Annotated in this window: 16 protein-coding genes; 10 read left to right on the top strand and 6 right to left on the bottom strand. The window is 40.1% G+C overall.

Annotated elements, in window-relative coordinates; all coding sequences use genetic code 11:
• The first annotated feature begins 62 nt into the window (after positions 1-62).
• The gene (locus CLV99_RS07370; RefSeq protein WP_133583830.1) at positions 63-431 is read left to right on the top strand and encodes a hypothetical protein; all 369 of its coding nucleotides are present in this window, start codon (positions 63-65) and stop codon (positions 429-431) included.
• A gap of 49 nt (positions 432-480) precedes the next feature.
• Here the strand turns inward: CLV99_RS07370 and glsA are convergent, their stop codons facing one another.
• Positions 481-1,497, bottom strand: coding sequence for a glutaminase A (glsA, locus tag CLV99_RS07365; RefSeq protein ID WP_133583829.1), 1,017 nt, complete (start codon positions 1,495-1,497; stop codon positions 481-483).
• Between the two features lie 412 nt (positions 1,498-1,909).
• Here glsA and CLV99_RS07360 point away from each other — a divergent pair, with 412 nt between their 5' ends.
• The 3 genes from CLV99_RS07360 (at position 1,910) to CLV99_RS07350 (ending at position 3,920) form a co-directional block, all read left to right on the top strand.
• Positions 1,910-2,101, top strand: a complete 192-nt coding sequence (locus CLV99_RS07360) for a cold-shock protein (protein ID WP_133583828.1) — start codon at positions 1,910-1,912, stop codon at positions 2,099-2,101.
• A 169-nt stretch (positions 2,102-2,270) separates the two neighbouring features.
• Positions 2,271-3,335, top strand: coding sequence for a 3-oxoacyl-ACP synthase III family protein (locus tag CLV99_RS07355; RefSeq protein WP_133583827.1), 1,065 nt, complete (start codon positions 2,271-2,273; stop codon positions 3,333-3,335).
• Positions 3,336-3,650: 315 nt separating this feature from the next.
• Positions 3,651-3,920: a hypothetical protein gene (locus CLV99_RS07350; RefSeq protein WP_133583826.1), complete on the top strand. Its 270-nt coding sequence runs from the start codon at positions 3,651-3,653 to the stop codon at positions 3,918-3,920.
• Here CLV99_RS07350 and CLV99_RS07345 read toward each other — a convergent pair.
• On the bottom strand, positions 3,910-4,320 hold the full coding sequence (locus CLV99_RS07345; RefSeq protein WP_133583825.1) for an SRPBCC family protein: 411 nt from the start codon (positions 4,318-4,320) through the stop codon (positions 3,910-3,912). The two genes, CLV99_RS07350 and CLV99_RS07345, sit on opposite strands and share 11 nt — an antisense overlap.
• A gap of 266 nt (positions 4,321-4,586) precedes the next feature.
• Between CLV99_RS07345 and CLV99_RS07340 the strand changes: the two genes are divergently transcribed.
• Entirely contained in the window at positions 4,587-5,366 is a 780-nt protein-coding gene (locus CLV99_RS07340; protein WP_133583824.1) for an aminoglycoside adenylyltransferase family protein, read from the top strand.
• Between the two features lie 4 nt (positions 5,367-5,370).
• Here CLV99_RS07340 and CLV99_RS07335 read toward each other — a convergent pair whose 3' ends face one another.
• The 4 genes from CLV99_RS07335 to CLV99_RS07320 form a co-directional block, all read right to left on the bottom strand.
• Positions 5,371-5,886, bottom strand: coding sequence for a GNAT family N-acetyltransferase (locus tag CLV99_RS07335; RefSeq protein WP_133583823.1), 516 nt, complete (start codon positions 5,884-5,886; stop codon positions 5,371-5,373).
• A 17-nt stretch (positions 5,887-5,903) separates the two neighbouring features.
• Positions 5,904-6,578: a suppressor of fused domain protein gene (locus CLV99_RS07330; protein ID WP_133583822.1), complete on the bottom strand. Its 675-nt coding sequence runs from the start codon at positions 6,576-6,578 to the stop codon at positions 5,904-5,906.
• Between the two features lie 31 nt (positions 6,579-6,609).
• Positions 6,610-6,972: an MliC family protein gene (locus tag CLV99_RS07325; protein ID WP_162850048.1), complete on the bottom strand. Its 363-nt coding sequence runs from the start codon at positions 6,970-6,972 to the stop codon at positions 6,610-6,612.
• Between the two features lie 77 nt (positions 6,973-7,049).
• Complete coding sequence (locus tag CLV99_RS07320; protein WP_133583820.1) at positions 7,050-7,904, bottom strand: helix-turn-helix domain-containing protein; 855 nt, start codon at positions 7,902-7,904, stop codon at positions 7,050-7,052.
• A 127-nt stretch (positions 7,905-8,031) separates the two neighbouring features.
• Between CLV99_RS07320 and map the strand changes: the two genes are divergently transcribed.
• The 5 genes from map (at position 8,032) to pdeM (ending at position 14,656) form a co-directional block, all read left to right on the top strand.
• Positions 8,032-8,796, top strand: coding sequence for a type I methionyl aminopeptidase (gene map, locus CLV99_RS07315; RefSeq protein ID WP_133583819.1), 765 nt, complete (start codon positions 8,032-8,034; stop codon positions 8,794-8,796).
• Between the two features lie 185 nt (positions 8,797-8,981).
• A complete protein-coding gene (locus CLV99_RS07310) occupies positions 8,982-9,980 on the top strand; it encodes a ligase-associated DNA damage response exonuclease (protein ID WP_133583818.1) in 999 nt (332 codons plus the stop codon).
• The gene (locus CLV99_RS07305; protein WP_133583817.1) at positions 9,977-11,578 is read left to right on the top strand and encodes an ATP-dependent DNA ligase; all 1,602 of its coding nucleotides are present in this window, start codon (positions 9,977-9,979) and stop codon (positions 11,576-11,578) included. The genes CLV99_RS07310 and CLV99_RS07305 overlap by 4 nt, the downstream gene beginning before the upstream one ends.
• Positions 11,562-14,012: a ligase-associated DNA damage response DEXH box helicase gene (locus tag CLV99_RS07300; RefSeq protein WP_133583816.1), complete on the top strand. Its 2,451-nt coding sequence runs from the start codon at positions 11,562-11,564 to the stop codon at positions 14,010-14,012. Before CLV99_RS07305 ends, CLV99_RS07300 begins: the two co-directional genes overlap by 17 nt.
• Positions 14,009-14,656 (top strand): ligase-associated DNA damage response endonuclease PdeM, encoded by a 648-nt coding sequence (pdeM, locus tag CLV99_RS07295; RefSeq protein ID WP_133583815.1) that lies wholly within the window; start codon positions 14,009-14,011, stop codon positions 14,654-14,656. The genes CLV99_RS07300 and pdeM overlap by 4 nt, the downstream gene beginning before the upstream one ends.
• Positions 14,657-14,780 lie beyond the last annotated feature (124 nt).

Here is a 14,780-nt window from a genome sequence, read left to right as displayed (position 1 = left end):
GTGTGGAATAGTTCTGTTTAATTTGTCGATAGATTATGATTGTTGCCACTAAAAAAGAAATAATGGAAGCGACTGGAGTGAAGAAAAGAAATAGGGTAAGTAAGGAAGTGAAACTGGAAATAGTGTATGCCATTCTTTCTGGAGAGCTCTTTTTGGAAGAGGCTATGACCAAGTACGGTATTCGTAATGAAATCAGCATTATAAACTGGATTAAAGAATATCGATCGGAGGTTGAGACAGGTTTGCATAGAGCTGATGATTTCTTAGATCAACGAAATGCTAAGGACGAGAGCCTTCTTGTGGCTGAGATATATAAAAAAATACAGGAACTGGAAGAGGCCAATAGAATCTTGAATGCCGAAAAGGCCTATCTGGTCAAGAAGGTTTCTGTTTTAGAAATGGAGATAAGCCAATCTATAGTGTCTAGGTAGTCAAGAGAATACATCAAGGCTCCTTGTGCAATCAAGGGCCTTACTTCTTTTAGAAGATACTCAAGCCATATTCATTAGCGAGATCCAAAATCATATGATAGCCTGCTAGTGAGTTGCCGTGATTGTCTAAGGCTGGGCTGAAAACACCGATTCCCATACAATGGGGTACGCTGACGACTATACCTCCGCCAACTCCCGATTTGCTCGGCAGCCCGACGGTACGTGCATATTCTCCACTGAATTCATACATGCCTGCGATCAACATCTGCGATAGGATCAGTTTTGCTAGGCTTTTGTTTTCATATCTATTGTCCCCGTCATAACGTCTACATTCGTTTGCAAAAAAGTAACCAATTTTGGCGAGATCTTCTGTGGTAAGCTCAATCGAGCATTGTCTAAAATAATTGTTCAGTTGATCTTCGGATCCAGTAATGGCTCCGGTATTTTTTATGAGGTAGAACATTCCCCGATTACGATGACCCGTTTCTTTTTCAGATTGGTATACCGCTTGACTATAGGTAATCGATGGATTATTCGTGATATAGCGGATCATTTCTAGAATCTTGATAAAAGGCTTATCTTCCTGCCCTGAGATCATACTGGTCGTAAGAATAGCCCCGGCATTCATCATCGGATTTAATGGTTTGCCCATGGTCTCTAGATTTGCAAAATGATTGAATGGGCGATCTGTACCATAATACCCGATTTTTTCAAAAACCGATTTTTCACCATTTTCCATCACGGCCAGCATTAGAGCAATGATTTTGGAAACACTCTGCATAGTAAATTTATGATCACGGTCACCTACACTGATTAGTTTACCATTGCTATCTACAATAGCGAAAGCTATGGCGGCAGGGTTTACCTTACCTAATTCGGGTATATAATCAGCAACTACCCCTTCCTTATAGTAATGTTTATTCTTTTCGAGTATAACAGATAGCGATGCTACATCGATAGCTGTTGTATTACTTTTTTGGGCAAAACTTATGGAACCTGTAACGAGGATAATAAGTATAATGGTAAGTACGTTTTTTAGGCGATGTAGCGTTTGATCTCTATTCATTTTTCTTCTATTGAAAGTCTGTTTTTTAGCCAATGGGCTATTCCTGGAATTGTAAAAATACAAAATTTTGGTATTCTGGATAGATTTCAAATTGGGCTAAATGCTTTTCGATGTAGACTGCTATATTAATAGCATATGGTGAACTTTGAAAAAGTTACGTGAAAAGTGTTGATGTATAAACCGCCTTTAAATCATCCTTCATTGCTTTGGATAGAGGAAGCCTAAGAGAATACGAGGAAGTAGAACCTGGAAGGTTTTGTCGTTATTTCCGTTTGATTTAGAACGATTCTCCTTGTTCATCAGTGGCTTTTGTGTGTCATCGGCAAGACACGTATTATTTATTTTGAGTAAGAATGAGTTTTTTATTCTATATTTACATAATTAATTATTTTTTTATTTTTTTAAATTGGCCATGAACGAAGGCATTGTAAAATTTTTTAACGAAACTAAAGGTTTCGGATTTATTACTCCAAATGATGGAGGAAATGAGGTATTTGTACACGTATCAGGCCTCACACAAAATATACGCGAAAATGATCACGTATCTTTTGACATCCAGGATGGGAAAAAAGGTCCCAACGCAGTAAATGTTAAGTTGATTTAAATATTTTTCTTGCATATATTGTAAAAGCCGTTCCTTATACGAACGGCTTTTTCTATTTATATAGTTCTTTTTTTTGTATTATTGCAAATGAATACCGTTAGTTTTTATTAAATTCAAATTTTTAGAGGCTTTGAGAAGAATTATTTTCAAAGATTAAATAGTTATAGAAATGATTCGATCAAAGATAATTGCTACAGGAGCATATATTCCGACAGAAATAGTTGATAATCAACATTTTTTAAGCAGTAACTTCTTTACAGATGACCAGAACAAAATAGAACAACCTACGGAGACTATAATCCGTAAGTTTAAAGCTATTACTGGAATTGAGCAGCGAAGATATGCGCCCTTAGGAATAGCAGCTTCCGATATGGGGACATTTGCGGCTGAAGAGGCTATACGAATTTCGGAAATTGATAGGGAATCTATAGATCTGATTATAGTAGCCCATAATTATGGCGAGATGAAATATCCTGGTGCTCCTCGCGATATGGTTCCTTCTGTAGCATCAAGGATTAAGAACAAATTGGGTATTCAGAGTACTTCATGTATACCTTACGATATCATCTTTGGCTGTCCAGGTTGGGTACAAGGACTGATTCAGGCCGATATGGCTATTCGATGTGGTGACGCCCGCGTATGTTTGGTGATTGGAGCAGAGACCCTTTCACGGGTATTAGATGCTTCCGATAGAGATAGCATGATTTTTTCGGATGGAGCCGGAGCGTGTATTGTACAAGCCAGTACTGAGGGAATATCTGGTATCATCAATACAGCAGCAAGATCCGATACAGGACTTGAACTGGATTATATCAGCTCTGCAGGAGAGAACAGTGGAGAAGAGAAGGAAGCGCGCTTCATCAAGATGAAAGGCCGCAAAGTTTATGAATATGCACTCAAATATGTACCTCAAGCAATGAAAGAATGCTTTGATCGGAGTGGAGAGCATATCAAGGACCTCAAAATGATTTTTCTCCATCAAGCAAATGATAAAATGGATGAGGCAATTGTTAAAAGATTTTTTGAGTTGTACAATGTAGTTGAACTACCAGCGCATGTCATGCCTATGAATATTTCTTATATGGGAAATAGTTCTGTAGCAACCGTTCCTACATTGCTTCATCAAGTTCTAAATAAAGAAATCGGTTCATTCGTCTTGAATAGTGGCGACCTGATTATGTTTGCTTCGGTGGGTGCCGGAATGAATATAAATGCCATTACCTACAGGTGGTAACGTTCGTTTTAATAATAATTCGGGCGACCGTAGTATTTCCACTACTTAGCTACCTAAAGATTTTAGTGCATTAATGCTAGCCAGTGCTCCCTCTTCTCAGGGAGCACTGCTCGTTTGCGTTCTATCGCACACCTAATTACCTACTTAAACAAGAGATAAATATTCAATCTTTGAACATTTTTAGTGTTGCGCTGTTCTACTTTGAAAAAATGATTTAAGGTATAAACAGCGGAGAAATTCTCAGCTATAATTTAGAGCGTAAAGGAGTTTAAACCCTGTGTACATTATAATAATTGAAAGCGTATGATAGGTTTCATGAAGTTGAATTTTAGTGTGTTAGTGGCACTGAAAGATAGAGGGTACAATATTCTTCGTTCCACTTCTTATCTTTCTGATGTAAACCCCACATGGATTCCAGACTATGTGGATGTCACTCGTTTTTTTGAATTAGACACAGAGGAAATCGCTAAAATATCCGGGCCATTGGTGGGAAAACACTTTTTACTGATAGATGATGCTTTGGCCAATAATTCCGATGAAGAATTAATTGGAGAAGTTTTTATCCATGACGAAGTTATTGGTTGATCGAACTGTGTTCGCAGTAGTTTCCCAGTCGTTGGAGAAACATAGCCCAATTGTAGTTGCACCATTTATAGTATTCAGTGATTGCTCGCCAGTCAGCATGTGTTAATAGTACTGCGACTTTGTTATTCCGCTCTGATAGCTCGAAAGAAATCGTCGTTCCTACCCATTCTTTGTCTGACTCGATACATTCCCATACGATTTTCTTATTCTCCTCCAGTTCCAAAATTTTCATTTTAGTGAGCTCAGGTTCATTAAAGTCGAATTCATTTATAAAGCCTACCTGTGGTTTGACATTCAATCTTTTAGTCCATATTTGAGCGAGTCCCTCCCTAGTCGTGAGTGTCTGATATACGGTTGAAATAGGTGCTTTTATGTAATTCACCAGTTCTATATTTGCCATATTCTTTATTGTTTATGAATAAGTTCCTTAGAAGCAAATTTAACGAAGTCAGGAATAGGAAAACTTGGCAAATGGCAAGTTATTCTTTATCAAACCTACATAAATTCGCCTTTACACACAATACAATTGCGCAGGTCTGTATCCTATCGGTGTAGAATCAGAGTTTTAATCATTATATTAGCCAACAGATGATATATCCCTATCATTTTTAAAATGAACTTATTTCTTAATTAATGCATTTATACCGGCAGCTTAGTGATTTAAATATGAGTTTGTTTGATAGCGAACAGCTTGTCAAAGCGTGTTCACTGATCAAGAACTATCTTGAAGATTCCTTAATGGCTATTCATCTGTATGGATCGGCTGTAGAGGGAGGTTTGAAGCCGTATAGTGATATTGATCTGTTTGTGACTATAGACAGACCGATGACCGATGACGTACGTCTTGAACTTATGCAGGCCCTTTTAGCTTACTCCGCAATTCCAGGTGCCGAGTCTAGTACACGCGCATTGGAAGTTACTGTAGTCAATTATCAGGATGTTGTACCTTGGAAATATCCGCCGAGACGGCAAATGCAATTCGGTGAGTGGTTGAGGGAAGATATATTGGCGGGTGTTGTTGAACCAGCTCTTACAGATATAGATTTATGTATACTGATCAAGAAACTTAGGACAGTGAGTGTTCCTATTGTGGGGCCAGATGCTTCTCTGTTTTTTGAACCTGTACCAGAAGGAGATTTCTTACGTACTCTCAAAAGCACCTTGGACATATGGAATACAGAAGAGGATTGGCTGGGCGACGAAAGAAACGTTATCCTCACGATAGCCCGTATCTGGTTTAGTGCATCGGCGGGAGAAATTGCTTCTAAGGAAGATGCATCCAGTTGGCTGATCAGTCACCTTCCAAGAGCCTATCAGTCATTGGTTGCTCAGGCTAGACAACAGTACTTAATAGGAGAGAAGGGGGAATTGACGCTGGATCCGAAGGAGGTGCTTGCATTTATCAATTTTGCGAAACAGTCTATACGTTCAATTCTCCTGACTTAAAGCATTACTTTTCTATCTCGTTTACTGTAGATCGTTTCAGGATTAGTTTTTCGGTAGGTAGTTCATCTTCTATACCGATAAAAAAACGCTCAAAACCAAATTTTTCCAGAAGCTTTTTCGATGCTATATTGTCGGGATCTATGATTCCAATGATATCTCGGTTCGGATAAAAATCATTTGCTAAGGTTAGCATTGCCGTACAGAACTGTGTGCCATATCCTTGCCCCCAGTAACGTTTCTTAAGAATGTAGCCTATTTCGAGTTTGGACGTATCTTGTTTACAACGCTCTAATTTACAATCTCCCAAAAGATTATCGTTCGCATCATAGACTTTAAAATATCCCAAGTTTTCTTCGTGACCATTGATGGTCAAAATAGATTTGAACTTGTTCTTTGCTTGTTCCATTGAGAGTGCTTTGCCCGAAATGTACCGCATGATATCGTCATCAAAGACCAAAGTCTCGAAAGCACTAAAATCCGTTGCCGTATATTTAATATATGTTAGTTTATTCTGTTCCATAGCAGTTGCTGAATATCCTATTCGACAATATTTGGACGCTCATTATCCAGTATTTCTTCTACATCGGCTTCGACCAATAAATCGAACAGTTTACCATACCCATGCTGTATCTTATACTCTAGTTCGCTTTTGTATAGCGGAAACAGACTATAGATATTAATGATCCGATCGCCACTTTTTATTTCCATAAAATCTTCGTCAAAAGTAGCCGAAGGGAGGAGTAGGCAGCTGGTAAAAGAGGTGGATTCGTCATAGGGTTCAGCGATATCGTACCATGCTTGTAGCGTGTGGCCTTCTGTCAAAAAAGTATCCCGATGATGCGGAAATCTGGCCATATCTTTCATCATTCCTATTATCCAGTCATTTTTGCTTTCATTGGGAAAGACTTTTCCAAACTTTAAGTCTTTGGGAAGCAGTAGCATCAGCTCGGCAAAGGCATAGTCTTCCTTGTTTTCAATACTGTCAGGAACCTGCATTTCCAGTAGACTCATGCCTGAGGTAATAAGCAGATTATATTCTCTATCTTTTGGTTGTATAAAATAGACATCCAAATGGAAGTCCAGCGACACCATTTCATGGAATACACTGATCTCATCACTTTCGAAGAAACGATCGAGGTGACTTTCCAGCGCTTCAATATTTTCGTAATAATGTTCTTTACCGTGTATTTTCTCGATAAGTTCTTGGTCCATTTTTTACAGTCTTTATACGATAGTCCAATCTTTATTTACTCTTGAAGAATACTACAGTGCCATTTTTTGTGAGTATGGCTTCTGCCTGGTGCTCCGTAAATGTATAGTTCTCATTGCTATATTGGACGCCCGAAGCGGTAGTATCCTGTGTTAGGAGTATCGTGTCCTTATGAAAGACGAACGTTGCTGTCCCAGCAGCATTATCAAATTTCATGTTCAATATATTTCCTTTATCATCCTTCAACGAATCAAGAACTATATTGGCTTCATCAGCGCCAACAGTATGCTCAATCGAAGTCGATTGATTGTCCGAAGCCTGTTTGTTATTACTTTGACAAGCGGTAGTGCCTATTATGGCACCCATTAGCAATATGCTGCAATATCTTCTATCCATGGTAAACATTTTATTTATCGTAAAGTTAGGAAAAAAGTCCGGATTTACTTTTGGCCCTATATCCTACCGTTCCACATTTACTCCCATGTATGCTGAGTGGGAGAGACCCCGATATACTGTTTGAAATCTTTGAGATAGTGATTATAATCGTAATATCCTGAATGTAGTGCTGTACCAAAATAGTCTCTTACATTATTTGTTTGGCATCGCTCATAAGCATAGATGAAACGTTGGAGAGCAATATACCTTTTAGGAGATATTCCCATGTATTTTACAAAGTTACGGTGAAGCCATTTTGGATTATCAGGTATACCTATCTGTTGGAGTACACTATTTACAGTTGTATTTCCCTGTTTCATATCTATCAGCTCAAGTGCTGCGCTTACGAGTTGCGGAAAATTGTTGCGTCGGGTGTCATCAATGCGAGTGGGAGAAAAAATCTTCTCGATGAAAGAAATCCGACTTTCTACAGTCTCTTTATTATAAATGAGATCGAATAGTTTCATCCACTTATCCGCCGCCAGGTCTTTTAGATTACAAATGGGTTTTGAAGCAAAGACAGCTGGCGATATATTGAAAAAAATATAAAAAAAAGCAGGATTAAAACGAATTACCAAAATATACTGCAGCTCGGGAGGTAACTCCCAATAGGTTCTTTTAATAGTGCCACAGCACAGCCAGGCGGAGTCAAATAAGACAGGTACATTATTTATCTTTAATAATGCGGTATCCGACTTCTTGGGCATTAGAATAAGCGATGGTATTCCATCATTAAATATTGGTTGTTTGCCTTTTAGATCCAAACAAGAAAAGGTATGGATAGCTAAGATAGCGGAAGTATTAGCCCCGTCTCTTGAGAGAAATCCATTACCCACTAAAGCTATTGCATCCAGTGGAGATGACTTAATATTTTGCAGAAAATTTATCGGCATATCCACTTGCAAAAATACGAAATAAAATAAGCTAAGTTTCTAAATGTCCGATTTTTACTAGTGTCAATTTAGTTTTGACTGTACCTTTGTAAAGTATAACACCCATTAATAGAAATAAATACAAACCATGCTAATAAAGAAAGAAGAAGATTTAATCGGTATGCAGCGTGTCAGCGATGCTGTTGCGTATACTTTAAAATCAATGAAGGAGTATGTAAAGCCTGGAATGACAACCAAGGAGCTAGATGATTTCGGTGCAAAAGTTCTATCTGGATTTGGAGCACGTTCTGCACCGTATCTTACCTATGGTTTTCCTGGTTGTACCTGTATCAGTGTTGACAATGAATTTTGCCATGGAGTACCTTCGGATTCTCGGATAATAACGGAAGGTAATTTAATAAATATTGATGTTTCTGCCGAGTTAAATGGATTTTGGGCTGACAATGGTGCCTCCTTTGTAGTAGGGAATGATTTTAATAAACATCAACCCTTAGTCGACGCCTCTATAGCGATTTTGCGTAAAGCAATTAATCATATCAAAGGTGGAGTGAAAATCGCTGAGGTAGGACATATTATGGACACCGAGGCCCGTAAAAGAGGGCTTAAGGTTATTAAGAATCTAGGAGGGCATGGAATTGGAAATAGTCTACACGAGGACCCGGATGAATTACTTAATTATAAAAATAGATATGACCAGCGGCGTTTCAAGAAGAATGCAGTAGTTGCCATTGAAACATTTATTTCCACGACCTCATCCTATGCAGTCGAGCAGTCAGATTTGTGGACTATGGTTGGAGATAAGGGGGGATATATGGCGCAACATGAGCACACCATCGTTGTGACAGACGGTATACCACTTATTTTAACCAGCAAAAATGAGATTTTTGCTTAAATGATTTTTTGTAAAGGTTCTTCGAGTAGTTAAGAGCTTCATAAGAATTTGTAGCACTTCATAAACGCGCTTTTTAGCCATATATACATACTGTTTAATAATTCTCTTAAGCCACTTCGTTCTAAACAATAATGCTCGTCGCTTGTTAGCATAATGAAACAGAATAATGATTACACTGCTAGCTTATGTCCTTACTTACTGTCAATGAAAATGGTTTATATTGTAGGCAAGGGAATTTTTATATAGACCCTTGGCGACCTGTAAAGGTCGCATTGATTACCCATGGTCATAGCGATCACATGCGTTGGGGGATGCAGCATTATATCTGTCATCAGCATACCATTCCTATCTTAAAACTGCGGTTAGGTATTGACCAGTCTGTTCAGGGAGTGGAATATGGTGAGTCATTTGAAATCAACGGCGTAGAAATTTCCTATCATCCTGCGGGCCATATTATCGGCTCATCACAGATTCGATTGTCATACAGAGGCGAAGTGTGGGTGTTTACTGGTGATTATAAAACCGAACCCGATGGTGTTAGCCAACCATTTGAGTTAGTGCCTTGCGACCATTTTATTTCTGAGTGTACGTTTGGGTTACCAATTTATCAGTTTCCTAAAAGTTCGAATATTTACTCGCAAATCAATGACTGGTGGAGATCCAATGCACAGGATGGGTACAATACTGTTCTGTATGGTTACGCGCTGGGTAAAGCGCAGAATATACTAGCACATCTGGACCAATCCATAGGCGATATCTACCTACATGGCGCCGTAGCAAATGTAAATGAGGCACTTGCCACTATTGGCTATAGCTTTCCGGGCGTACATCTACGGTCCGACATGGAAAAGAGTAAGATAGAGGGAGCAGTTATTATAGCGCCACCCTCAGCAAATGGTAGCCCTTGGCTGAGAAAGCTAAAGCCTTATCGGGAGGCGATGTGTAGCGGTTGGATGCAGTTACGTGGAGCACGTAGACGGAGATCCGTAGATAAGGGATTTCCATTATCAGATCACTGCGACTGGAGACAACTCAATGACGCTGTTATAGCCACTGGAGCCCAAAAGGTCTACCTCACCCATGGCTATGAAGATAATTTTTCCCGTTGGATAAGTGAGAACTATGTCCTGGAGGCATCCGTTCTAAAAACCCTTTATAATGATGGAATGGAGGATGTAGAATGAACTTTGTAGAATTGTTTGAACGGATTGATGCGACGACCAAGACATCTGAAAAAACAGAAATCATTTATAATTATCTTCAATCTGCTGAGGAAGAGGAGAAACTATTAGGAATAGCGTTATTAATGGGGTATAAACCTAAACGTCCCATCAAAACTACAGATTTGAGAAAGTGGGCTGCCCAGGTTGCGGGTATTCCATTGTGGCTTTTAGAGGAATCTTATTATGTTGTAGGAGATTTAGCAGAGACTTTAGGACTTGTTTTGACAAAAGATAATGACAGTCACCCCTTTTACCTACGTCCCTTGGTACAGGATGTTATAATGCTACAGAAACAATCTACAGAGCAACAGCGACAGGTAATTGAATCCTATTGGTCTATGTTTAGTGGGACAAGCTTGTTTCTGTTCAATAAGCTGCTTACAGGCAATTTTAGAGTAGGTGTGTCACGAAAATTGGTTGTAAAAGCGCTATCTAGGTATCTAACTATGGAGGAGCCTGTCGTCGAACATCGTATCATGGGCAAATGGGATCCTTTTCAAGAGAGTTTTGAGACTCTGTTTCAAGAACAACTTCTTCAAGAAAAGCACTTTTTACCTTATCCATTTTTTTTGGCCTATCCGGTAGAGCCGAGTTTCTTTGAGGGGGCTGATATAGAAGAGTGGATCTTGGAACCCAAGTTGGACGGCATTCGTGGCCAGATTATCATTCGACAAGATGAAGTGTTTGTCTGGAGTCGAGGGCAGGATTTGATGACCGACAAGTTTATCGAATTTCAGCCACTCCGTTCAATTCTTCCGAATGGAACCGTATTGGACGGTGAAATAATTCCATGGAAGGATGGGTATCCACTAGACTTTCAGTTGATGCAGACCCGTATTGGAAGAAAGCAAGTCAGCAAACGCAATCTAGAAGAGGTCCCGTTGGTAATGGTTTGTTACGACCTGTTGGAATGGAACGGCGAAGATATCCGCGGTCTACCGCTCCACGAACGTCGTCGTCTACTCGAAGAACTATTGAAAGCGGATTTTCTTAGTCCTATACTAAAGCTATCCACTATTAAGTCCTTTCAAAGCTGGCAGGAAGCCGAACTTTTCAGAATATCTTCAAGAGAACATAATGCCGAAGGGTTGATGCTCAAGCATAGAGATAGCCCCTATGAAGTTGGTCGTAAGCGGGGCAATTGGTGGAAATGGAAAGCAGATCCCATGACGGTCGATGGAGTCTTGATTTATGCCCAATCTGGACATGGGCGCCGTGCTAACTTATTCACCGATTATACTTTTGCCGTATGGGATGAAGAGGTACTAGTTCCCTTTACCAAAGCTTATTCGGGCTTGACAGACAGAGAATTGACAGAGGTTGACCAATGGATAAAGCGAAATACACTTGAAAAGTTTGGTCCAGTTCGCAGAGTAAAACCTGAATTAGTCTTCGAATTAGCCTTCGAAGGTATTGGTTTGAGTACACGGCACAAGTCTGGAATTGCATTGCGCTTTCCACGGATTTTACGATTGCGTCGGGATAAAATAGCTCAAGAAGCAAATACCAAACAAGATTTATTAACACTTCTAAATACCCGAAATGAATCCAATCGCTGATGTCTGGTTCTTTAATCAAGGGTGGCAACCGCATAAGTTTCAGAAGAAAACCTGGAGTGCCGTTTCCAAAGGAAAGTCAGGGCTATTGAATGCACCAACGGGCTTTGGAAAGACCTTTGCCTTATGGTTCGGTGTACTGCAACATTATTATGGCGACAAGCGGTTTTTGAAACAAAGAGAACGTCTTAAGGGACCTAAGCTACATACCTTATGGATTACCCCATTGCGGGCCTTATCCAAAGAAATATACAAAGCCACTCAGGCGGTCAGTGCAGATCTTGAATTGGATTACCGGATCGAACTGCGTACGGGAGATACACCAGTTTCCGCACGCCAAAAACAACGGAAATCTCCTCCACAAGCTTTGATCACTACGCCAGAGAGCGTTCATCTTATCCTAGCTTCTAAAGGAGCAGCAGACTATTTCAAAAATCTGGAATTTGTCATTGTGGATGAGTGGCACGAATTACTGGGAAGTAAGCGTGGGGTACTTATCGAGTTGGCATTAAGCCGATTGAAGGCTATCAATCCGAACTTAAAGATATGGGGTGTATCCGCTACTATCGGCAATCTTGACGAGGCACAAGAAATTCTGTTAGGAAAAGGGCATGAGGGGGTTATGGTGAAAGCGGATATACAAAAAAAGCTCGTTATTGAAACAGTTATGCCTGATAGTTTAGAGAAGTTTCCTTGGGCTGGACACCTCGGTATCAAATTGTTGGACAAGGTAGTGGATATTGTTAATCGATTCGGTACCACATTGATTTTTACCAATACCCGTTCCCAGTCTGAAATATGGTACCAGCATATTATCAACCAGTATCCCGAATTTGCTGGTGTGTTAGCTATTCATCATGGGTCGTTGAGCGATGAAATCAGGCAGTGGGTCGAGCAATCTCTACATGAGGGGAAACTAAAAGCAGTAGTATGTACGAGCAGTTTAGATCTGGGCGTGGATTTTCGACCTGTCGATTGTGTTATACAGATTGGCTCGCCCAAAGGTATCGCTCGTTTTTTGCAACGTGCAGGTCGATCCGGGCATAGACCCTATGAGACTTCGTATATTTACTATGTTCCTACAAATTCCCTTGAAATTATTGAGGGGGATTCGTTGAAATATGCCGTGTCCCATCAAATAGTCGAACAGCGAATTCCCTACATTCGTAGCTTTGATGTTCTTTTGCAATACCTGACAACTTTGGCAGTAGGAGATGGTTTTGATGCTGAGGTTATTTTTCAAGAAATAAAACAAACCCATTGTTATGAGAGTATCAGCAACGAGGAGTTCAAACAGTGTATGGCCATGCTTATTCATGGAGGAAACTCGTTGTCAGCGTATCCTGATTTCCACCGATTGGTGAAGGTCGATGGTTTATATAAAGTAGAAAGCCGTAAGTTAGCAATGCGGCATCGTCTCAGTATTGGAGCTATTGTTTCAGATGTTATGATGCGGGTCAAGTTTATGTCAGGCAAGTACTTGGGCAGTATCGAAGAGTATTTTATCTCCCGACTAAAAGCCGGTGATGTATTTTGGTTTTCAGGCAGGCAGCTCGAATTAATCCAGGTGCGCAATCTAGAAGCTGTGGTAAAGCCTAGTAGTCGCAAGACAGGAGTTGTGCCCTCCTGGATGGGTGGGCGTTTTTCCATTTCACCTGACTTGGGCATAGCCATTCGGCATAGCTTCAGCCATATTCATAAAAAGTCTGGGAAAAGTCGTGAGATTAGGTTTTTACATCCCTTATTTAAAGAGCAAGAGAAGCGTTCTGGACTCCCTAAAGAGGATGAGCTTCTCGTGGAGTACATCCATACGCGATATGGTTATCATCTCTTTGTTTACCCTTTTGATGGTAAATTGGTACATGAAGGTGTCGCACAAGTATTAGCCTACAGGCTTGGGAAACTACAGCCTATAAGCTTCAGTATAGCTAGCAATGAGTACGGTTTTGAGTTGTTATCGCCTACACCTTTTTCTATTGACCTGGACCTAATCACTCAATTGCTGTCTCCCGCCCATGTTCATCAAGATATTTCAGCCGGTATCAATGTACAGGAAATGGCACGCAGACGCTTTAGGGACATTGCAGGAATAGCAGGCCTTGTCTTTCAGGGCTATCCAGGGAGGCAGATGAAAGGTAAGCACCTGCAGGCCAATGCAGGGCTTTTTTTCTCGGTGTTCGAAGACTACGATCCGCACAATCTGTTGCTTCGTCAAGCTTACGACGAGGTTTTTGATTTTCAGTTGGAAGAAGGGAGGATGCAACGCGCATTCGATCGCATTAGTACACACAAAATCCTGTTGACTTTTCCGAATAGGATGACTCCGTTCGCATTCCCTATCTTTTCCGAGTCTTTCCGTGAAAAATACAGCAATGAAGATTGGCAGAGTCGATTAGAAAAGCTAAAATTGCAGTTGGAGGGGAAACTTGATTCATGAAACAACGGATAGTATGGCAAGGAATAATGTTGGATCTTTTGGCCCAAAAGGTATTGTATATTCCACAATATCAGATATTGGTTATTTCAGACTGGCACCTTGGTAAGTTGGGGTACTTTAGACAGGAAGGTCTATTTGTACCGCCGATGCGGGTTCAAGACGAGCTCGATCGTCTAGGGCAGCTGCTCCAAAAAGAGACAGTTCAAAAAGTCATTTTTTTAGGAGATCTATTTCATTCCGTATGGAACCGAGAATGGGATGACTTTGAAGCTTATCTTAAGCAATTTCCGCATATAGATTTTATTTTGACAAAGGGTAATCATGACCTTTTATCCTCGGTATTTTTAAAACAGTCTTCTCTCCAAGTGCTGGATTACCTCAAGCTGGACGATGTATTTATATTGTCCCATGAACCTATTGCTGGGCTGTCCAGTACAATTTTGAATATTGTAGGTCATATTCATCCTGGTGTCGGGGTTAATACTAAAGGAAGACAACAATTCCGATTGCCCTGTTTCTATTTAAATTCTAATGTGCTTACACTCCCCGCTTTTGGGAAGTGGACAGGCTTGTATATGATCAAAAAGACCGAAGATAATCGATTGTTTCCCATAGTTGGCAATGATGTCATTGAGCTTACCTAGACTATTTACACTTCTTCGTATGGGACAACAGTTTTCATTTACAGCATAGCTCAAAGAAAGGAAGTTTCGAGGGAATTATGGGACAACTTTAATTTTTAATAATTTCAAATTACGAGTTTAAATA

This window comes from Sphingobacterium yanglingense, from assembly GCF_004363245.1.
GTDB classification, from domain to species: Bacteria; Bacteroidota; Bacteroidia; order Sphingobacteriales; family Sphingobacteriaceae; genus Sphingobacterium; species Sphingobacterium yanglingense.
The sequence above is the reverse complement of the archived record's forward strand: the minus strand, read 5'-3'. Positions and strand labels throughout refer to the sequence as shown.

What these genes read in the sequence shown, in the direction of transcription:
- CLV99_RS07360 (WP_133583828.1), top strand. Translation starts at nt 1,910, where the DNA reads ATGAACGAAGGCATTGTAAAATTTTTTAACGAAACTAAAGGTTTCGGA.
- CLV99_RS07350 (WP_133583826.1), top strand. Translation starts at nt 3,651, where the DNA reads ATGAAGTTGAATTTTAGTGTGTTAGTGGCACTGAAAGATAGAGGGTAC.
- CLV99_RS07355 (WP_133583827.1), top strand. Translation starts at nt 2,271, where the DNA reads ATGATTCGATCAAAGATAATTGCTACAGGAGCATATATTCCGACAGAA.
- CLV99_RS07370 (WP_133583830.1), top strand. Translation starts at nt 63, where the DNA reads ATGGAAGCGACTGGAGTGAAGAAAAGAAATAGGGTAAGTAAGGAAGTG.
- CLV99_RS07335 (WP_133583823.1), bottom strand. Translation starts at nt 5,886, where the DNA reads ATGGAACAGAATAAACTAACATATATTAAATATACGGCAACGGATTTT.
- CLV99_RS07320 (WP_133583820.1), bottom strand. Translation starts at nt 7,904, where the DNA reads ATGCCGATAAATTTTCTGCAAAATATTAAGTCATCTCCACTGGATGCA.
- CLV99_RS07340 (WP_133583824.1), top strand. Translation starts at nt 4,587, where the DNA reads ATGAGTTTGTTTGATAGCGAACAGCTTGTCAAAGCGTGTTCACTGATC.
- CLV99_RS07325 (WP_162850048.1), bottom strand. Translation starts at nt 6,972, where the DNA reads ATGGATAGAAGATATTGCAGCATATTGCTAATGGGTGCCATAATAGGC.
- pdeM (WP_133583815.1), top strand. Translation starts at nt 14,009, where the DNA reads ATGAAACAACGGATAGTATGGCAAGGAATAATGTTGGATCTTTTGGCC.
- CLV99_RS07300 (WP_133583816.1), top strand. Translation starts at nt 11,562, where the DNA reads ATGAATCCAATCGCTGATGTCTGGTTCTTTAATCAAGGGTGGCAACCG.
- CLV99_RS07305 (WP_133583817.1), top strand. Translation starts at nt 9,977, where the DNA reads ATGAACTTTGTAGAATTGTTTGAACGGATTGATGCGACGACCAAGACA.
- CLV99_RS07345 (WP_133583825.1), bottom strand. Translation starts at nt 4,320, where the DNA reads ATGGCAAATATAGAACTGGTGAATTACATAAAAGCACCTATTTCAACC.
- CLV99_RS07310 (WP_133583818.1), top strand. Translation starts at nt 8,982, where the DNA reads ATGTCCTTACTTACTGTCAATGAAAATGGTTTATATTGTAGGCAAGGG.
- glsA (WP_133583829.1), bottom strand. Translation starts at nt 1,497, where the DNA reads ATGAATAGAGATCAAACGCTACATCGCCTAAAAAACGTACTTACCATT.
- map (WP_133583819.1), top strand. Translation starts at nt 8,032, where the DNA reads ATGCTAATAAAGAAAGAAGAAGATTTAATCGGTATGCAGCGTGTCAGC.
- CLV99_RS07330 (WP_133583822.1), bottom strand. Translation starts at nt 6,578, where the DNA reads ATGGACCAAGAACTTATCGAGAAAATACACGGTAAAGAACATTATTAC.